The sequence below is a fragment of the Citrobacter freundii complex sp. CFNIH9 genome (assembly GCF_002903305.1).
In the GTDB taxonomy this organism is placed as follows: Bacteria; Pseudomonadota; Gammaproteobacteria; order Enterobacterales; family Enterobacteriaceae; genus Citrobacter; species Citrobacter portucalensis.
The window spans coordinates 3,300,280-3,319,135 of sequence record NZ_CP026238.1 but is presented as its reverse complement, the minus strand read 5'-3'; the positions used below and the strand labels follow the sequence as shown (position 1 = coordinate 3,319,135).

Genomic DNA, 18,856 nt, shown 5'->3' with positions numbered 1-18,856 from the left:
TAAATCACCTCGATGCATCATTATAATTGATCAAATCTATCTCATTAATCTACAATTTCAATTGGTTCAAATAGGGTGTTATGCCCATAATCTGCTGAACAGGTCCTCTGTATGCTATTTGATGCTAACCACAGGAATAACGATTAAAATGAAAAAAAGTTTACTGATGGGAATTATAGCTCTGACTTATGGAATGAGCGCCCCTACCTTTGCTTCCGATACTGCGACCTTAACAATCAGTGGGCGAGTCGTTGAACCAACCTGTAGTGCTGACGTCGTGAATAACAACGTTCAACAGAAATGTGGTCAATCTCTTCATCTTTCAAATGTCAGTCATGTGGATCCTGTTCCAGCGAAGGGCGTCGTGACCGAGATCGTTTCTGTACCAGGGGATTCTCTGCGACAGATAGTGTTAAACCGTTACGATTAGACTAAGAATCTCAGCGTTGATATTAAGCACTCATCATTTATATGAATGATGAGTGCTTTTCTATTTCTCTAACAAATAAAAAACGACAATTAATAACGCTAATTTATTAAATATATAAATAGTGTTTATCTTCACTTATTTGTTGCAATTATATTGCAATTAGTAACTTGTTTTAAATCAACAAAACAACGCGTTCACATTGCGATAACGTTTTTGTTGTGCGAATTTAATTTCAAGAGATAACAACTCTTAATAAATAGAAATTACTTGATTAAGGAAGATACTATGAAACGTTCAATTATTTCTGCTGCTGTGTTGTCTGCTGTGTTTATGAGCGCTGGGGCTTTTGCTGCGGATACCGATCAGGGTGAATTGATTATTACTGGTAAGGTAGTTGGAACAACCTGTAAATTTACGGGTGATACCACTGCAACCATCGGCATGAACCAAATTGGTGCTGACAGATTAAATAACTTAGATGCTGGTGGTGTTTATGAAGGATATTCAAATAAGACTACTGTGCCATTAACTGTTGAATGTACGGGGGATAAAGCACCGAAAATTACTTTCTCCAGTTCTCAATTTGATAGTTCTAATAAATATATTACACGAAATACTGCCGCAAATAATGGTGCTGGCTTCTCCGTTTACTATGGTGATGACTTTACTAAACAGGTTAACCCCGATACAGGTATTGAGTTAACTAAAACTTCAGACAATAAATATACGCTCAACTTTAGCGCACGTTATGCAAGAATTGGTGCCGCCGCTGTCACCGCTGGTGACGTGGCCTCTTCGCTGACGATGACCGTTGTTACAGATTAAGATTACTATCCTGTTTGTCGGCGGCTCTTGCCGCCGATTATTCCCGCAGTAAGGATAATTATAATGAAAAAAATATTAGCATTATTATTGGCTGGCACAGTATTGCCTGCTTGGGGAGGGGTTTACATTTACGGCACGCGTGTAATTTATCCGGCACAAAAAAAAGAAATTACAGTGCAGTTAATGAATGAAGGTAGCCGCAGTTCACTGGTTCAATCCTGGATAGACGACGGAGATACCAGTCTGCCACCAGAAAAAATTCAGGTGCCATTTGTGATGACCCCTCCTGTAGCTAAAGTCAGCGGAGGTTCCGGTCAACAATTAAAAATTAAGCAATTGGCAAATACGCTGCCAAAAGATCGTGAAAGCCTTTTTTTTCTTAACGTTCTGGATATTCCTCCTAATTCTGCGGAATCAGAAGGAAAGAATATGATTAAATTCGCCATGCAGAATCGCATCAAATTTATATATCGTCCACAAGGTATCACTGGTGTAGATGAAAATAGCTTCTCTCGCCTAAGCGTCAGTTACGTCAGTGGTGGTATTAATATTAAAAATAATTCAGCCAACTGGATAACTATTCCTGAATTAGTAGGTAACTCTAAAATAAATAGTGAGACAGTGTTACTTGCTCCGTGGTCAGATAAAAAGTTATCACTGCTGCTGTTGTTAATCATTACAAGGTCACTCTTATTGATGATCACGGAAACTACTTGAGTGAAAAAATAAAAACGGAAAAATAGTCAAGGACTGATCATGTCAAAGATAAATTCTATTACATTGGCAATCCTGTCGGTGTTGGTCACTTCATCCGCATCGGCTGAAGAAGACACATTTGATACCCACTTTATGATCGGCGGTTTGAACGGTGAGAAAATCTCTCGCTATCAAATTGATGGTGATAAGCCAATGCCGGGCATATATGAAATGGATGTTTATCTTAACAATCAGTGGCGTGGTCGATACGATATTAATATCAAAGCAGACCCTGATGCGACATGTTTATCCTGGGCGCAATTACAGCAAATTGGTATTCGTACCAATAACATTAAAACGGATAAAAAAGAAGATTGTGTGCCGCTACGTGAAGCAGTGCAGGGCGGCAGTATTGGTTATGATATTGGGCAATTTATTCTGAATTTAAGCGTGCCTCAGGCATTTGTGGTTGAATATGAACCGGGATATATGCCGCCTGAAACCTGGGATCGCGGGGTTAATGCTTTTTATACCTCTTATTACGCCAGTCAGTATTACAGTAGCTATAAACACGGTGGTGATGATAAAAGTAGCTATGTGAACCTGAATAGCGGGTTGAACTTGCTAGGGTGGCAGTTGCACTCAAATGCTAACTACACGAAAGGCAATGAGGGCAGCGGCAATTGGAAAAGCAACACGCTATATATGGAGCGAGGTATCCCGCAAATACTTGGCACGCTACGTACCGGGGATATGTACACCGGGTCGGATATCTTTGATGCGGTACGTTTTCGTGGTGTGCGTATCTGGCGCGATATGCAAATGTTACCGAACTCAAAACAGAACTTTACCCCTGTAGTACGTGGGATCGCCCAGAGCAACGCGCTGGTAACCATCGAACAAAACGGCTTTGTTATTTACCAGAAAGAAGTTCCTCCAGGCCCATTTGCAATTGATGATCTGCAACTCGCCGGCGGCGGTGCGGACTTAGATGTGAGCGTGAAAGAGGCCGACGGTTCGGTATCTCATTATCTGGTGCCTTATTCATCTGTGCCGAATATGCTGCAGTCGGGCGTATCGAAATATGATTTTGCTGCGGGGCGCAGTCATATTGAGGGGGCTGGCAATCAGTATGATTTCCTACAAGGCAGCTATCAGTATGGCTTGAACAATCTGCTAACGGTCTATGGCGGTACAATGCTGTCACAAAACTATACCTCGTTTGTACTCGGGACCGGCTGGAATACACCCATTGGCGCGGTATCGGTAGATGTCACGCGATCGCATAGCGAGCAAGACAATGGCGATGTATTTGATGGCCAGAGCTATCAGGTTGCGTGGAACAAGTATGTCGCACAGACCGGCACGCAGTTTGCGCTGGCAGCTTTTCGTTACTCCTCGCGGGATTATCGTACCTTTAATGACTACGTATGGGCGAATAACAAAAATCACTATGACCGCGATGAAAATGATGTTTATGACGTTGCAGACTACTATCAAAATGACTTTGGCCGAAAGAACAGCTTTTCGCTGAATATCAATCAAGTATTACCCGAAAACTGGGGATCCTTGGCCGTCAGCGGCCTGTGGCGCGACTACTGGCAGCGCAGTGGAACCGGCAAAGATTATCAGCTGAGCTACTCGAACGCCTGGCAGCGTGTCAGCTATACCTTGTCCGTCAGCCAGACCTATGATGAGGACAACCACGAGGATAAACGTTTTAACCTGTATATCTCCATCCCGTTCTCGTGGGGTGACGGTATTTCAACTCCTCGACGCGATCTGTTTGTCTCTAACTCAACGACGTTTGATGACGATGGTTATCAATCGAACAACACCAGCTTAAGCGGGGTGGCGGGTAATCGCAATCAATTCAGCTATGGTGCCAATCTCAGTCACCAACGACAGGGGAATGAGACAACAGCGGGTGGTAGCCTGGTCTGGCGCGCGCCAGTTGCGACTGTAGGCGGTAGTTACAGCCAATCGAATAAGTATCAACAGGCCAGCGGCAATATTCAGGGGGGTTTAGTGGTATGGTCAGATGGTGTTGCGTTAGCTCCTCGGCTTTCAGATACATTCGCCATTATCAAAGCGCCTGGATTGCAGGGGGCAGCTGTGCAGGGGCATCGTTATTTAACAACCAACAGCAAAGGTTACGCGGTTTACGACAGTTTGACGCCGTATCGTGAGAATATGCTGGTGCTGGATCTTTCCGACAGTAATAGCGATGTCGCCTTGCTTGGCAATCGCAAAGGCGCAGTGCCTTATCGCGGCGCGGTTGTGATGACGGAGTTTGAAACCGATAGGCGTAAACCCTGGTTCTTCATTGCTGAGCGTCCGGACGGCTCTCCGTTATCGTTCGGTTATGAAGTGGAAGATGATATTGGTAATAATGTTGGCCTGGTGGGGCAGGGTAGCCGGTTATTTATTCGTACTAACGATATTCCTACCTCGGTACGCGTCGCAGTTAATAAACAACAGGGACAATTCTGTACGATTACCTTCGATAAGGCAATTGATGAGAATAAAGTTTATATTTGCCGATAAGGGATCCGTTTATGAAGAAGTATTGGTTTTTAATTTTACTGTTGTTCCCTTTTTTGGGGCAGGCTAAATGTACCCCCAAAGGAAGTCCGAGCGCGACACAGTCAATTACATTGGATTTGACCACGGGTTCAACAACAGTGAGTTTCAATCCTAATCTCCAAGGGACATTCGACTGTAACTCGACAGGCGATAAAATGTATTATGCAACAAATTTGAAGGATTATATTGTTGAAATGAAGGACTCCGCTGCTGGTAAGAGCATTTTTATTAAATTGACGCTTACAGGTACAGGTTTTCCAGTAGATACAAATGGGTCTTTATTTTCACCTAAAAATTACACGGTAAATGATGTTATTAATAATAAAAAAATGTCTATTGAGGCATCATATGTGGCACCAACCACATATAGTTCAGATAGTGGTGAAATAGTGTATGGGAACTCGTTTGGATTATCTCAGCCCGCAGTCAATTTTTTATCTGATAATTCCTGTAATTCGAATATTATAGCATGGTGGTTTTGCTCGGCATTAGGATTATTGAATAGTGGTAATGCTTACTCACAACATTTGACGTTTACAGTCATACACAAACCAACAACCTGTCGTTTCTCTCAGCCGACATATGAAATCAAAATGCCGGATACGACGTTAAACGAAATGTTAAGCGCAAACAATACTAAATCAGGGTCTACAAATTTGGTACTAAATTGCAACAGTGTTTACAATGTCACTACCAATCCCGTGAGTTTTAAGGTGGTTCGCGGTGACTGGGATGAAAGCGGGAAAATACTAAATAATACGATAACGAATGGCGCAAAAGGGGTGGGGTTCCAGATATATAACGGCACCGCGACTACTCCCCTAAAACTGGGGGATACTCTGATGAACAGAATAGCTAAATTGGAAACAATCAATAATCAGTACATTTTCCCTATCACTGCGAAATATGTTCGCGTGACAGGAGAATCTTTACGACCAGGTGAGGTACAAAGTAAAGTCATATTTGCAGTATCTTATGACTAATTGATTTGCAGTATTTCACGTACTTTCTTGCTGAAAGTACGTGTTTTTATTTTATTATCGATGATAAAAAATCTCGCCGTCGTAGGCTTTAATGATCTTAGCATCGGCATCATTGACCAGCACATATGCGCCGCCCATGTAGGTCCAGTGGGTACCTGCTGTCGGTGCGGGCAGGTTGCGCAGATTCCACTGTTTAATGGTGTATTCTTCGGTGAGATACAGTGGTGGAACCTTGTCACCGGGTTTGAAATGGGTGAAGTCAGCAATAAAGCTGCTCAGTTCATACTTATCGATACCGGTGGGGGCAGCTGTTGCAGTTGGTGCGGCCCAGACGACGCTGCTTGCAAGCAGAAGTGCACCCAGCAACATTTTATTCTTCATACCCATCCTCTCTACCTCTTCGGGTCATCAAAATCAGTCATGTATCATTCCTGGCATACCGGATGTCTGACAAGCACTATTTTGTGATCACTCCAGTCATTTCGTAAAAAGTGTAAATGAAAGTACAGAATTGCAGCAACCTTGACCAGTAGTTTCACTGCGGGAGTGGGGAGTGCGCCAATTTACATCGTTAAGCACAGGCAGTATCCTGTTACTGAAACCAGCGTATTACGTTTGTGTTTCAACGACTCGGGGTGCCCTTCTGGTAAAGGCTGAGAAATACCCGTACCACCTGATCTGGATAATGCCAGCGTAGGGAAGTCTGACACTGCTCGTGTCCCTTCTTCGCGCGGGCAGGAGCTGAACCATGCAGCCTGACCTGCACAGCCGCGCGCTCGCGGCTCACACTTTGCACCAATTTAGAACCTTATCCCCGCTCACACACTGTATGACCAATGAGGTCGTGCAAAGCTTTACTGCCAATACCTTACTGGCGCTGGGCGCATCGCCTGCGATGGTGATCGAGCCTGAAGAAGCCAGCCAATTCGCCGCTATTGCCAGTGCATTGCTGGTTAATGTCGGCACCTTAACTCGGGAACGGGCCACGGCGATGCGTGCCGCAGTTGAGCAGGCTCATTATGCTAAAACCCCGTGGACGCTCGATCCCGTTGCCGTAGGCGCGCTTGAGTTTCGCCGCCGCTTCTGCCTGGAATTATTGTCACTACAGCCTGCGGCTATTCGTGGCAACGCTTCGGAAATACTTGCTCTGGCCGGCATGAACGGTGGGGGACGCGGCGTGGATACAACCGATACGGCTGTCGCTGCGCTTCCGGCAGCGCAGGCGCTGGCTCGTCAGATTGGGACCATTGTCGTGGTTACCGGCGAAGTGGATTACGTCACCGATGGTCAGCGTACCGTTTGCGTGGACGGTGGTGACCCGTTGATGACTCGCGTGGTGGGCACCGGATGCGCGCTATCAGCGGTTGTTGCGGCCAGTTGCGCTTTACGTGGTGACCGACTTGATAACGTCGCCTCCGCCTGTAGCTGGATGAAACAGGCCGGGCAAATAGCCACACAACAATCAAACGGACCGGGCAGCTTTGTCCCGGCATTTCTCGACGCCCTCTATAATCTGAACGCCCAGGAGCAAGCATGAAACGGATTAACGCATTAACGATCGCCGGAACCGACCCAAGCGGTGGCGCGGGTATTCAGGCTGATTTAAAAACCTTCTCGGCGCTGGGCGCTTACGGCTGTTCCGTTATCACGGCGTTGGTGGCGCAAAATACGCGTGGGGTGCAGTCGGTGTATCGCATTGAACCTGATTTTGTCGCCGCGCAGTTGGACTCTGTGTTCAATGATGTGCGTATTGATACGACTAAAATCGGTATGTTGGCGGAGACGGACATTGTCGAAGCTGTCGCCGAACGTTTACGTCGCCATCGGGTACAAAATGTGGTGCTGGACACGGTGATGTTGGCGAAAAGCGGCGATCCGTTGCTGTCGCCCTCGGCGGTAGAAACGTTGCGTACCCGTTTGCTGCCGCAGGTTTCAATTATCACCCCTAATTTACCCGAAGCTGCTGCACTGCTCGGGGCATCGCATGCGCAGACTGAGCAGGAGATGTTAGAGCAGGGAAGGGCGCTACGGGCGCTGGGCTGCGAGGCAGTGTTGATGAAGGGCGGTCATCTGGATGATGCACAAAGCCCCGACTGGCTCTTTACGCGCGATGGTGAGCAGCGTTTTACCGCACCAAGGGTGATGACCAAAAATACCCATGGCACCGGTTGTACGCTATCGGCGGCGTTGGCAGCCCTGCGTCCGCGCCATAACAACTGGGCCGATACCGTACAGGAAGCCAAACTGTGGCTTTCAGCGGCGCTGGCACAGGCCGACACGCTGGAAGTTGGCGAAGGAATCGGTCCGGTGCATCATTTCCACGCGTGGTGGTAATGGGTATACTGGCTGCAGAAACGGCGGCCAGGAAAAAGATAAATGGAACAAGCGCATACCCAGCTTATCGCACAACTGAATGAACGTATTTCAGCGGCGGATAACACGCCGCTGTATATGAAATTTGCGCAGACGGTGAAGAATGCTGTGCGCAGTGGGATCCTGGAGCACGGCAATATCCTGCCCGGCGAGCGCGACCTCAGCCAGTTGACCGGCGTTTCTCGGATTACGGTACGCAAGGCGATGCAGGCTCTGGAAGAAGAAGGTGTAGTAACACGTGCCCGCGGTTACGGAACGCAAATTAACAATATCTTCGAGTATTCGCTTAAAGAAGCGCGCGGTTTTTCTCAGCAGGTGGTGTTGCGCGGTAAAAAACCGGATACGTTGTGGGTTAACAAAAGAATTGTGCCTTGCCCGGAAGAGGTGGCACAGCAGTTGGCTGTTGTCGCAGGGAGTGATGTCTTCTTGCTCAAACGCATTCGTTACGTTGACGAAGACGCAGTCTCTATTGAAGAGTCCTGGGTACCCGCACATCTAATTCATGACGTGGATGCCATCGGTGTTTCGCTGTATGACTATTTTCGTAGCCAGCATATTTTCCCGCAGCGCACGCGCTCACGTGTTAGCGCTAGAATGCCTGACGCAGAGTTCCAGGCGCACATTCAAATGGATAGCAAAGTGCCGGTACTGGTGATCAAGCAGGTAGCGCTTGACCAGCAGCAACGGCCTATTGAATACAGCATCAGTTACTGTCGTAGCGATCTATACGTTTTTGTGTGCGAGGAGTAGCTCCTCGCGTGACGGGGCGCAATCGCCACCGCGATGCCCAACTACCCAAGACGCCACCGCGTTACCTAACAGCACTGAGTCGGCCAGCGTCCAGCCAGACGCCAGCCCAGCCAGCATGCCGCCAGCGTGGCTGTCACCTGCGCCGATAGTATCAACGACCGCCGTTGCAAATGCCGGTACGCAGCCGGATGTCTGTGCGCTGAAATACCATGCGCCGTCTTTATCGTGACGCACGACCACCGGCGCGGTGAAACGCTGCACCCATTCTGCGCCAAAACCTTCCACATCCTGACTTAATGCAAACCGCTCGGCAGCAATTTCCGCCTCCTGACGATTAAGTGACACCAGCGGACGACAGGCCATAATTCTTGCCAGTAAGGGCTCGGGAATGTCGCCGATGCGCGGGCCAAAATCGATAAATGGTGTCACCTCTTCCAGACCTTCCAGCCACTGCACCAGCAATTCACCGCACGGGGACGCTAGCTGATAACCCGAAAGATACACCAGGCTATGACGCGGGATATCCAGCTGTGCCAGCCAGGCGGCATTCCACTGATTCTCAACGCCGCTAAAAGACATAAAGGTACGCTCGCCATCCGGCTCCACCAGCGCCAGACACCAGCCGTTATCGCCTTCGGCATTGTCGATCCGGCTGTGCAGTCCCTCTTTTGCCATCCGGTTGCGGATAATGTCGGCCCACACTCCCTGACCCAGTGGTAGAGCATTGCAGGCATCGATACCTAAACGCTTAAGCGTGACGGCGATATTGAGTGCGCAGCCGCCAACGTTAACACCTTGCTGCTTGAGCTCGATGTCACAGCCGCGCCAGGGGAGGGCATACGCATCGGCAATGACATCAATCACCGCCGCACCCACCACCGTTACTGGCCGCTGTGTACGTAACTGCGAGAGAAGTTGTTGCAGATGCGTGTTGCTCATAGCGCCTCCCGCTGCTCGCGCAGTCGCATTAACCCGTTGGCGTAGTGGGTAAAGTCCAGCTGATTCACCGCATCCAACTCCTGCTTCAATGCTGGGTTGATCGCGCTCACGCCGTGTAATGCACCACAAATGGCAGTTGCCATCGCCCCGATGGTGTCGGTATCGCCGCCGAGGTTAGCGCACAAAATGGCGCAGCGGTTAGGATCGGTCTGTGCCAGCTCAACCATGGCGATAGCGCAAGGCACGGACTCAATGGTGCTGGTTCCTGCCCCCACAACCTGATACAACTGCTCGCTGGCGGACTCGACGCCATCGGCGTTACGGACGATTTTCAACGCCAGTTCAAGGCGTGCACAAAGCGATGCGCTAAAGGTGGTGATTCGTTTTTGCTGCGCATGCAGGGCAACGGCAGGTAGCGCGTCGACAATCTCTGACCATTTTCCTCCGTCGATGGCGCGCGATACCGCCCACGCGACGACAACGGCTCCCGCGATAGCCAGATCCGATTTATGCGTTGGGCTGGAGGCCAGTGCCACATCATCGATAAAGGCATCAAGATCGCGGGCGGGCAGCAGGCATCCCAGCGGGGAAACGCGCATTGCCGCGCCATTGGTCACGCCGTTGTTTTCCAGTTCGGCGACCGGTTTACCGTCACGAATAGCTTTCAACGCAATTTTCGAGGTCGGGCCGAGCACGTTTTTATTAAAAGCATCAAACTGCTCGGCCCAGGCCAGAATATTGCGACCAATAACGTCTGGCACAATTTCGCCGTCGCACTCAAGCAGGGCATCTGCCAGACACAGTGCCATGGACGTGTCATCAGTGAACTCCGCCTGGTTAAAATAGCAGGCGGCATTATTTTCCGCAGGGCCGGGCAAAAAACGGTCGATCCAACCGAAGTGTGCTTTAACCCGGGTTCTTGGCCACAGTTCCGACGGCATACCCATCGCATCCCCTAACGCCTGCCCATAAAGAGCACCGAGAATACGTTCTGCTTTCATTTTACTTCCCCTTGTTTCAACGCTACATCGCGATCGTCCACCTTAATGGCGGTGATTTCTTTGTCTGATTCGCGAAAGAAAATCATAAACATCACGGCAATGACGGCAATCATGACCGCGCCAAATCCCCACATGCCAGCCCAGTTAAAGGTGAGACCATTAACCGGTTCCTGATAAGCAAACATTTTTTCCATCATCACGCCGCCCAGACGATAACCGAGCAGGCTGCCGAACCCCTGACAGCAGAGGGTGATAAGCCCTTGCGCTGCGGTGCGCATGTGGACCGGCGCTTTTTTATCGACATAGATGTAAGCCGTGACGTAATAGAAGTCGTAACTGACGCCGTGCAGCAGAATGCCGAGAAACAGCAGGGCGTAAGTGAAATATTCTTCCGCACCGCCGTAAACGAAAAATCCGTAGCGGATCGCCGCAGTAATAAGACCAAGCAACAATACCTTTTTAATGCCAAAGCGTTTGGTGAAAAACGGTAGCGCCAGCATAAAGAAGATTTCAGAGAATTGGCCCAGTGTCATCCAGCCGGTGGCGTTTTTCATTCCGACTTCTGTCAGATAGCCGTTGGCGAAGATGTAATAGAACGCCAGTGGCATCGCAAACAGGAAAGAGCAAAAGAAGAAGACGAGGAAGTTCTTATCGCGCAGCAGGATCAGCGCATCCAGACCCAGCATAACTTTGAAATCCATTTTGCCGGTACTTTTTGGCGGCGTATCCGGTAAAAAGAAGGCAAAAACGCCTAATAATGCGGAGCTTCCGGCAGTGATAAGCAGGGGAATATTGGTGGGTGAGATGTCGTTATAGCCAAGCATTTGCGGTAAGAAACCGCAGGCCAAACCGGAGGCAATCCAGCCAATGGTCCCCATCACGCGGATGCGCGGGAAATCACGTTCAACATCCGGTACGTTGGCAAAAGCAATACTGTTGGTCAGTGCAATCGTCGGCATATAGGTCAACGAATAGGCCAGTAACAGAGGGAAGAATCCGCTAAAGGTGGTTTGCTGGGCGGCGAAGTACATCAGAATAGCGCCGACGAACATCAACACCGCCAGCACTTTTTGCGCGGAGAAAAAGCGGTCAGTGATTGAACCGACCAGAATGGGCGACAGGATCGCCGCAATGGCGGTGCAGGCGTAGGACCAGCCGATCTCTCCGGCACTAAAGCCACTTTTACTTAGCCACAGCCACAGTGGTACAAACCAGGCGCCCCAGATAAACCACTCTACAAACATCATGAACGACAGCTTAACTGTAGTTTTCATCTTTAAATCCTTCATGACAGGTAAGGTACGCGCTGATAGTATCATTCAATAATACCTTTAAAATACCTTTGAGATTAAACTTTGACCGTCTTAACATTATTTTTTCCTGAATCGAGCCAGCAGAAGTTGCTGAAAAGTGCGCTAAAGATGGAAAAAAAGCGCAGTCGGTACCAGGCTTAATGCTGCCCGCAAAAAGGCGGGTCAGGACAATCCATATTCCGGTTTTAAACCGGAACTTACGGGAGCATAGCTATGACTGATATTGCGCAGTTGCTTGGCAAAGATGCCGACAGCCTTTTACAGCATCGTTGTATGACCATTCCTTCTGACCAACTTTACCTGCCTGGACATGATTACGTCGATCGCGTGATGGTGGATAACAACCGGCCGCCTGCCGTGCTGCGTAATATGCAGACGCTGTATAACACGGGGCGACTTGCCGGGACAGGGTATCTGTCGATCCTACCGGTGGATCAGGGTGTAGAGCATTCTGCTGGGGCTTCGTTTGCCGCTAACCCGCTGTACTTTGATCCGAAGAATATTGTGGAGTTGGCTATCGAAGCAGGGTGCAACTGCGTGGCATCGACTTACGGTGTGCTGGCTTCTGTCTCCCGCCGCTACGCGCACCGTATCCCGTTCCTCGTTAAAATTAACCACAACGAAACGCTCAGCTATCCGAATACCTTTGACCAGACGCTGTATGCCAGCGTAGAGCAGGCGTTCAATATGGGTGCGGTTGCGGTAGGGGCAACCATCTATTTCGGTTCTGAGGAATCTCGCCGCCAGATTGAAGAGATTTCAGCAGCGTTTGAGCGCGCCCATGAGTTGGGTATGGTTACCGTGCTGTGGGCGTATCTGCGTAACTCCGCGTTTAAAAAAGATGGCGTGGATTACCATGTTTCCGCCGATCTTACCGGGCAGGCTAACCATCTGGCTGCCACTATCGGAGCGGATATCGTTAAGCAGAAAATGGCGGAAAATAACGGCGGGTATAAAGCGGTTAATTTTGGCTATACCGACGATCGCGTCTATACCAAGTTGACCAGCGAGAATCCAATTGACCTGGTGCGTTACCAACTGGCGAACTGTTATATGGGGCGTGCCGGGTTAATTAACTCTGGCGGGGCGGCCGGCGGCGACACCGACCTGAGCGATGCAGTGCGTACGGCGGTTATTAACAAACGTGCGGGTGGTATGGGGCTGATTCTGGGGCGTAAAGCGTTCAAGAAAACCATGGCCGACGGCGTTAAGTTGATTAACGCCGTACAGGACGTTTATCTGGACAGCAAAGTCACTATTGCCTGATCCCTCGGATTGTCGTTGGGTTAGCGCAATAGCGGACAACCCGGCGGCAGTCTGCAACGTAGCGCAGCGGGCAGGATTTCAATATGAAACTCTTGTCCGCTGAGTGGTTCACCATCGAGATTAAAGGTAATTTCGTGTGGGGCGCGGATATCAAACCACGACGATGCGCCGTCAATAATGTTAGGGTTGTCTTCGGATTGCGTTAACGCCGAAAGCAGTCCTGGCAATAGTTCTTCGCCGGTAAAGATGCGCAGTTGCAGCAGACCGTCGTTGATCAGCGCCGTCGGGCAAAGCTGTTGCCCTCCACCGGCCTGGCGACCGTTACCGATACCAATCACTAACGCTTTACCCTGCCAGTGAAAATCTTCTCCACGAATGTCACAGATGTCGGGCTTGAGCGTATCCATGCGCATTAATCCGTGAATAAAATACGATACACCGCCCAGCGCGGCCTTGAGTTTTTCCGGCGTTTCGGTGGTGATGCGAGTGCCAAACCCGCCGGTCGCCATGTTGATAAAACACGTTTTATCGTTGACCTGCACCATATCGATTGCAGTCGCATTTGCAGCGATAGCCAGCTTTAACGCCTTATCAAGGTCATCGGGTATACCAACGCTGGTGGCAAAGTCATTCGCCGTTCCCAACGGTAAAATACCCAGCGCTGGAATATTGCCACCCTGCGACTGAATCAGCGCTGTCGAAACTTCGTTGATGGTGCCGTCACCGCCGCCGGCTATCACCGTAGCAACGCCTAGCTGACGAGCTTCATCAACGTAGCGTTGGGCATCGCCTTTTTCCCAGGTCACGCGAACATGGATTTCCACGCCTTCATCGCGAAGCTTCGCAATGGCATCACGCAGGGGGAGATTATCAGCACTTTTTCCATTGAGGATCAGTAAACTGGCAGGGAACGCTATCATCCGTTTGCCTCACTTTTTTCGTTTTAACAAGTGTATGCCAGGAAAGCGTTTATGGCGTAAGAACTGACTGAAAGCGCAGGCGAAGAGATAAAAAAAGCCGCAGAGCGCGGCTTTTCAGATTGGGCAGACGTTACTGCGGGAACCACTGATCGCTGATTTTCTGGTACGTGCCGTCAGCTTTGATTGCCGCCAGCGCGCTGTTCAGTTTTTCCAGCAGGGCTTTGTTATCCGGGCGAACCGCAATGCCAAGGCCAGTACCGAAGTATTGCGGATCGGTTACTTTGTCAGTGGCTACACCTAACTGCGGGTTGGTTTTCAGCCATTCGTTAACCACAGCGGTATCGCCAAATACGCCATCAATACGGCCATTTTTCAGGTCGATAATCGCATTCTGATAGCTATCGTAGGCCACGGTTTTCACTTCAGGATGTTTGTCCTGCAGGTATTTCTGATGGGTGGTGCCGTTTTCCATACCGATGCGCTTACCTTTCAGGTCGGCAAAGGTTTTATAGGTGTCTTTTTTCGCAATCACCAGTGCGGAGTTGGCATAGTAAGGCTGAGTAAATGCAACCTGCTTGCTACGCTCAGGTGTGATATCCATTCCGGAAATTACCGCATCATATTTCTTGAATTTCAGCGCGGGGATCAGGCTGTCGAAAGCGTGATTGGTGAAAGTACATTCTGCCTGCATTTGTTTGCACAGCGCCGTTGCCAGGTCGATGTCAAAACCGACAATTTTATTGCTCGCGTCCAGTGATTCAAATGGCGGATACGTGGCTGATACACCGAAACTAATTTTATCAGCAGCTGAGGCGCCAGCGGCGAAAGTAGCAAGTAATGCGGCCAGTACTAACTTTTTCATGGTGGAACTCCCGTCTGTCAATCTTATGATTATTACCGTGTCTGCGGCGTGGAGTAACAATGCCATTTTATGAATTTGTATGCAATAAAAATGATTAAATATTTTTTATAGTATAAAAAAAGACGGACAATTTAGGTTGTTGTCCGTCTTCATTATTTTGCTTTATGCATATTTGCCGGATGGCGGTGCTAGCACCTTATCCGGCCTACAAAAGGTGCATGAACCGTAGGCCTGATAAGCGTAGCGCCATCAGGCATATGCTTAATTCCGGTGTTCAAACGCCAGCGCTTTACGTTCGATTAAGCGCATCATCAGCGTCAGCAAACCGTTGACGATCAGATAAATCACACCTGCCGCACCGAAGACCATAACGTCATAAGTACGACCGTACAGCAGCTGGCTATAACCCATGACTTCCATCAGCGTGATAGTGTAAGCCAGTGAGGTACTTTTAAATACCAGCACCACTTCGTTGGAATACGAGGAGAGGGCGCGTTTAAAGGCGTACGGCAACAGAATCGCCAGCGTATCCTTTTTGCTCATCCCTAACGCTCCGCAGGACTGCCACTGGCCTTCCGGGATTGCACGGATAGCGCCGTAAAACAGTTGCGTAGTGTAGGCCGCACTGTTTAACGACAGCGCAATTAAGGCGCATAACCAGGGTTCAGAGAGCAGATGCCACAGTACCGGATATTCTTGCAATGCCGGAAACTGTCCTGGTCCGTAGTAGATCAGGAAGATTTGCACCAGCAGCGGTGTACCGGTAAACAGCGTGATATAAGCGCGAACCAGCCACACCAGCACCGGCGTTTTCAGCGTAAGGATGACGGTGAAGATTAGCGCCAACACCAGAGCAACCACGATGGAGGCGACCGTCAGCGTCAGGCTGGTATGCAGCCCTTTCAACAATTCAGGTAAATACTCAAGCATCAGCCTGGTCTCCGCTCAAAACGTGTCGCGCGCAGGTCAATGCGTTTGAGAATGTACTGACTCACCAGCGTAATCACCAGGTAAATAGCGGCCGCCACAATGTACCAGGTAAACGGCTCCTGGGTACGGGTGGCAATACTCTTCGTTTGCAGCATCAGATCGTTCACGCTGATAAGGCTGACCAGCGCGGTATCTTTCAGCAATACCAGCCACTGGTTACCCAGTCCCGGTAAGGCATGACGCCACATTTGCGGCATCACCAGACGAAAGAAGATCGCGGCTTTAGACAAACCCAACGCCTGACCTGATTCCCATTGTCCGAGTGGCACGGCCTTCAGCGCGCCACGCAGCGTTTGTGATGCGTAAGCGGCGTACAGTAATGACAGTGCAATGACACCGCACAGGAACGGGCTGACGTCGAAGTTTTCGATCTGCATCTGAACCGGGATTTGTACAAACCCGAGATTGATCGTAAAGCCATCGGCCAGCGTCAGCAGCAGCTGTGAGGAGCCGAAATAGATAAACAGAACCACCAGAATTTCTGGCAGACCGCGCAGGATGGTGACCAGGGCCGAGCCCGCCCATGCCACCGGGCGCCATTTTACTGACTCCCAGACGGCAAAAAACATGGCGAGCGCAAGGCCAATGATCAGCGCACAAACGGCAAGGCCGACGGTCATCCCGGCGGCGCTTGCTAAAGGAAAAAATTCATTCATCAAATATTACTTCTGGAACCATTTGTTGTAGATGGTCTCGTAAGTCCCATCTTTCTTCACTTTTTCCAGCGCAGCGTTAAATTTCTGCTGCAGCTCGGTATTGCCCTGGCGCACAGCAATGCCCAGACCGGTACCGAAGTAATCTTTATCCGTCACTTTGTCACCAACCGCGGCAAGCTTAGGATTGTCTTTCAGCCACTCGGTTACTACTGCGGTATCACCAAAGACGCCGTCAATACGACCATTTTGCAGATCGAGTTTGGCATTCTGGTAGCTGTCATACGGCACAGTGGTCACTTCCGGATGTTTATCCATGATGAATTTCTGGTGCGTGGTACCGTTTTGAACGCCGACTTTTTTACCTTTCAGCTGGTCAATGCTGGTGTATTTACCCTGCTGGCCCACAAACAGCGCAGAGTTGTCGTAGTAAGGGGTGGTGAACAGCACCTGTTTTTCACGCTCAGGGGTGATGTCCATACCGGCCATTACCGCGTCAAAACGACGGAACTTCAGGCTCGGAATCAGGCTGTCGAAGGCCTGATTGGTGAAGGTACAAGTAGCGTCAATCTCTTTACACAGCGCGTTTGCCAGATCAACGTCAAAACCTACGATCTTGTTATTCGCATCGATAGATTCAAACGGAGGATAAGACGCTTCGGTGGCGAAACGAATGGTTTGGGCTGCGGTAGCGGAAAGACTAAAACCTGCGATTAGCGCGGCAATCAGAACTTTTTTCATTGTATTGTCCCGAATCTTAGTGAGAAAGATAGTTTTTAAACGCTTCGGTTTGCGGGTTGGCAAAGCAGCTCGCATCCCCAAACTCGACGATATGACCGTTTTCCATATACACCACACGACTGGCCGTTTTACGTGCAACTTCCACTTCGTGGGTGACGATCACCTGAGTAATGTTGGTTTCCGCCAGTTCGCGAATGATACTGACGATTTGGGCGGTAATTTCCGGGTCAAGCGCGGCGGTCGGTTCATCAAACAGCAGCACCTGCGGCTCCATCATCAACGCGCGGGCAATGGCTACACGCTGTTGCTGGCCACCGGAAAGATGTAATGGGTAACGATCGCTGTAAGGCTTGAGGCGCAGACGTTCCAGCAGTTTCTCGGCGCGCGCCATCGCTTGCTCTTTTGTCAGACCCAGTACGCGGCAGGGTGCTTCAATCAGGTTCTGCACAACCGTGAGATGCGGCCAGAGATTATATTGTTGAAAGACCATGCCTACGTTCTGACGCAGATCCCGAATGGCTTTATCTGACGGGGTCTTCGTGAAGTCGAAACGGTTGCCTGCAATAGAGAGCGTGCCCGAGCGCGGCATCTCAAGCAGGTTGAGTACGCGCAGCAGCGAGCTTTTCCCGGCTCCACTTGGGCCAAGTAACACCAGTGTTTCACCCTGAGGGCAATCCAGCGTGATATCGAACAGCGCCTGATGTGCGCCGTAGAAGCAGTTAATGCCGTTTAATTGAATACTCATTGACACTCGATACTGGCAGTCTGATAGCTATTGAAGCCGCAGATACTACCTTTGACAGAATAGTTATGCAATATTTATGCGTTAAAAGTTAAATGCAAACCGCATTCTTCTCTAAACATAGCACAAAATAGCGGGGCCACCAGTGGGCAAGAATAAATGTCGGCATTCTATGCAGAATGCCAGACAATTTATGGGGGTTATGATTTAAGCGGGTGAATGGGGCGGTTAGCGGTTTTCGACTGACTGGCGCAGCGTCCCGGCTGGCGCGTGTACGCTGCCGCCCAGATAGCGTACATCATCAACGACCCAGCACTGACCTTCACGGATCATCAGCACTTCATCACGCCAGCTTTGGTCACCCTGTTTCAGCTCTACGCGCAGTGGAATGTTGCGTGCATCACTATTCGGAATAGTCGATGCGCTGGCGACACTGGCGCTGTCTGGTAACGTAGCGCGACTGGAGAACGGATCGCTGTTAAACAGATCGCGGTGTGCATTATCACGGCTGGCATCGGTCAGCAGTTTAGCCAGATTGTCGCTCAGGTACGGACGAAGGGCGGTAATATCATTGTTTCGATGCTGAATACGGTAATCATAGAATTGTTGAGCCACGCTGTCTGGCCCACCTTCTATGCATGAACCACTACGCGTGCCGTTATCTTTATAGACCGGCGTCACGGTCGTACAGGCGCTGAGAAGTAGTGCACATGGAACCAGCAGAGAGAGTTTCGAATAGCGCATAATGATTTCCTTATAAGCTTCCTACTAATTGTGTTCTATGAT

19 protein-coding genes, 1 pseudogene and 1 riboswitch are annotated in these 18,856 nt (G+C 49.7%); of the genes and pseudogenes, 9 read left to right on the top strand and 11 right to left on the bottom strand.

The window, feature by feature from the left end; all coding sequences use genetic code 11:
* Window positions 1-148 precede the first annotated feature (148 nt).
* The 5 genes and pseudogenes from C2U43_RS17050 (at window position 149) to C2U43_RS17030 (ending at window position 5,520) form a co-directional block, all read left to right on the top strand.
* Window positions 149-430: a DUF2574 family protein gene (locus tag C2U43_RS17050; RefSeq protein ID WP_103285542.1), complete on the top strand. Its 282-nt coding sequence runs from the start codon at window positions 149-151 to the stop codon at window positions 428-430.
* A gap of 285 nt (window positions 431-715) precedes the next feature.
* Window positions 716-1,255, top strand: a complete 540-nt coding sequence (gene yehD / locus C2U43_RS17045; RefSeq protein ID WP_103285541.1) for a fimbrial protein YehD — start codon at window positions 716-718, stop codon at window positions 1,253-1,255.
* A gap of 63 nt (window positions 1,256-1,318) precedes the next feature.
* Window positions 1,319-1,998: pseudogene (locus C2U43_RS17040) on the top strand (fimbrial assembly chaperone).
* Between the two features lie 13 nt (window positions 1,999-2,011).
* Window positions 2,012-4,498, top strand: coding sequence for a fimbrial biogenesis outer membrane usher protein (locus C2U43_RS17035; RefSeq protein WP_103285540.1), 2,487 nt, complete (start codon window positions 2,012-2,014; stop codon window positions 4,496-4,498).
* An 11-nt stretch (window positions 4,499-4,509) separates the two neighbouring features.
* On the top strand, window positions 4,510-5,520 hold the full coding sequence (locus tag C2U43_RS17030; protein WP_103285539.1) for a fimbrial protein: 1,011 nt from the start codon (window positions 4,510-4,512) through the stop codon (window positions 5,518-5,520).
* 54 nt (window positions 5,521-5,574) lie between these two features.
* Here C2U43_RS17030 and C2U43_RS17025 read toward each other — a convergent pair whose 3' ends face one another.
* Window positions 5,575-5,907: an RcnB family protein gene (locus C2U43_RS17025; protein ID WP_016150637.1), complete on the bottom strand. Its 333-nt coding sequence runs from the start codon at window positions 5,905-5,907 to the stop codon at window positions 5,575-5,577.
* A 234-nt stretch (window positions 5,908-6,141) separates the two neighbouring features.
* A riboswitch (TPP riboswitch) is annotated at window positions 6,142-6,237 on the top strand.
* A 31-nt stretch (window positions 6,238-6,268) separates the two neighbouring features.
* Here C2U43_RS17025 and thiM point away from each other — a divergent pair.
* The 3 genes from thiM to C2U43_RS17010 are packed head-to-tail and all read left to right on the top strand — an operon-like array spanning window position 6,269 to window position 8,643.
* Window positions 6,269-7,057: a hydroxyethylthiazole kinase gene (thiM, locus tag C2U43_RS17020; RefSeq protein ID WP_103285538.1), complete on the top strand. Its 789-nt coding sequence runs from the start codon at window positions 6,269-6,271 to the stop codon at window positions 7,055-7,057.
* Window positions 7,054-7,854, top strand: coding sequence for a bifunctional hydroxymethylpyrimidine kinase/phosphomethylpyrimidine kinase (gene thiD, locus C2U43_RS17015; protein WP_048234945.1), 801 nt, complete (start codon window positions 7,054-7,056; stop codon window positions 7,852-7,854). The genes thiM and thiD overlap by 4 nt, the downstream gene beginning before the upstream one ends.
* A gap of 42 nt (window positions 7,855-7,896) precedes the next feature.
* Complete coding sequence (locus C2U43_RS17010; protein ID WP_008785236.1) at window positions 7,897-8,643, top strand: GntR family transcriptional regulator; 747 nt, start codon at window positions 7,897-7,899, stop codon at window positions 8,641-8,643.
* On the opposite strand, the gene C2U43_RS17005 is transcribed toward C2U43_RS17010, so the two are convergent.
* From C2U43_RS17005 to C2U43_RS16995, 3 genes are read right to left on the bottom strand one after another with little or no spacing between them, the layout of a single operon-like run.
* A complete protein-coding gene (locus C2U43_RS17005; protein ID WP_008785235.1) occupies window positions 8,617-9,582 on the bottom strand; it encodes a PfkB family carbohydrate kinase in 966 nt (321 codons plus the stop codon). The two genes, C2U43_RS17010 and C2U43_RS17005, sit on opposite strands and share 27 nt — an antisense overlap.
* Entirely contained in the window at window positions 9,579-10,583 is a 1,005-nt protein-coding gene (locus C2U43_RS17000; protein WP_103285537.1) for an ADP-ribosylglycohydrolase family protein, read from the bottom strand. Before C2U43_RS17000 ends, C2U43_RS17005 begins: the two co-directional genes overlap by 4 nt.
* On the bottom strand, window positions 10,580-11,857 hold the full coding sequence (locus C2U43_RS16995) for a nucleoside permease (protein ID WP_008785233.1): 1,278 nt from the start codon (window positions 11,855-11,857) through the stop codon (window positions 10,580-10,582). Before C2U43_RS16995 ends, C2U43_RS17000 begins: the two co-directional genes overlap by 4 nt.
* A gap of 252 nt (window positions 11,858-12,109) precedes the next feature.
* On the opposite strand from C2U43_RS16995, the gene fbaB reads away from it, so the two are divergent.
* Complete coding sequence (gene fbaB / locus C2U43_RS16990) at window positions 12,110-13,162, top strand: class I fructose-bisphosphate aldolase (protein ID WP_003834421.1); 1,053 nt, start codon at window positions 12,110-12,112, stop codon at window positions 13,160-13,162.
* Between the two features lie 20 nt (window positions 13,163-13,182).
* Here the strand turns inward: fbaB and yegS are convergent, their stop codons facing one another.
* The 7 genes from yegS to C2U43_RS16955 all read right to left on the bottom strand — a co-directional run bounded on the left by yegS (window position 13,183) and on the right by C2U43_RS16955 (window position 18,814).
* Window positions 13,183-14,082 (bottom strand): lipid kinase YegS, encoded by a 900-nt coding sequence (gene yegS / locus C2U43_RS16985; RefSeq protein WP_048215937.1) that lies wholly within the window; start codon window positions 14,080-14,082, stop codon window positions 13,183-13,185.
* A 130-nt stretch (window positions 14,083-14,212) separates the two neighbouring features.
* Window positions 14,213-14,944 (bottom strand): arginine ABC transporter substrate-binding protein ArtJ, encoded by a 732-nt coding sequence (gene artJ / locus C2U43_RS16980; protein ID WP_003027308.1) that lies wholly within the window; start codon window positions 14,942-14,944, stop codon window positions 14,213-14,215.
* 261 nt (window positions 14,945-15,205) lie between these two features.
* A complete protein-coding gene (artM, locus tag C2U43_RS16975; protein WP_003840185.1) occupies window positions 15,206-15,874 on the bottom strand; it encodes an arginine ABC transporter permease ArtM in 669 nt (222 codons plus the stop codon).
* Complete coding sequence (gene artQ, locus C2U43_RS16970; protein WP_003027301.1) at window positions 15,874-16,590, bottom strand: arginine ABC transporter permease ArtQ; 717 nt, start codon at window positions 16,588-16,590, stop codon at window positions 15,874-15,876. Before artQ ends, artM begins: the two co-directional genes overlap by 1 nt.
* Window positions 16,591-16,596: 6 nt before the next feature.
* Complete coding sequence (artI, locus tag C2U43_RS16965) at window positions 16,597-17,328, bottom strand: arginine ABC transporter substrate-binding protein ArtI (protein ID WP_003027298.1); 732 nt, start codon at window positions 17,326-17,328, stop codon at window positions 16,597-16,599.
* 16 nt (window positions 17,329-17,344) lie between these two features.
* Window positions 17,345-18,073: an arginine ABC transporter ATP-binding protein ArtP gene (gene artP, locus C2U43_RS16960; protein WP_003027295.1), complete on the bottom strand. Its 729-nt coding sequence runs from the start codon at window positions 18,071-18,073 to the stop codon at window positions 17,345-17,347.
* A 225-nt stretch (window positions 18,074-18,298) separates the two neighbouring features.
* Complete coding sequence (locus C2U43_RS16955; protein WP_003834409.1) at window positions 18,299-18,814, bottom strand: lipoprotein; 516 nt, start codon at window positions 18,812-18,814, stop codon at window positions 18,299-18,301.
* Window positions 18,815-18,856 lie beyond the last annotated feature (42 nt).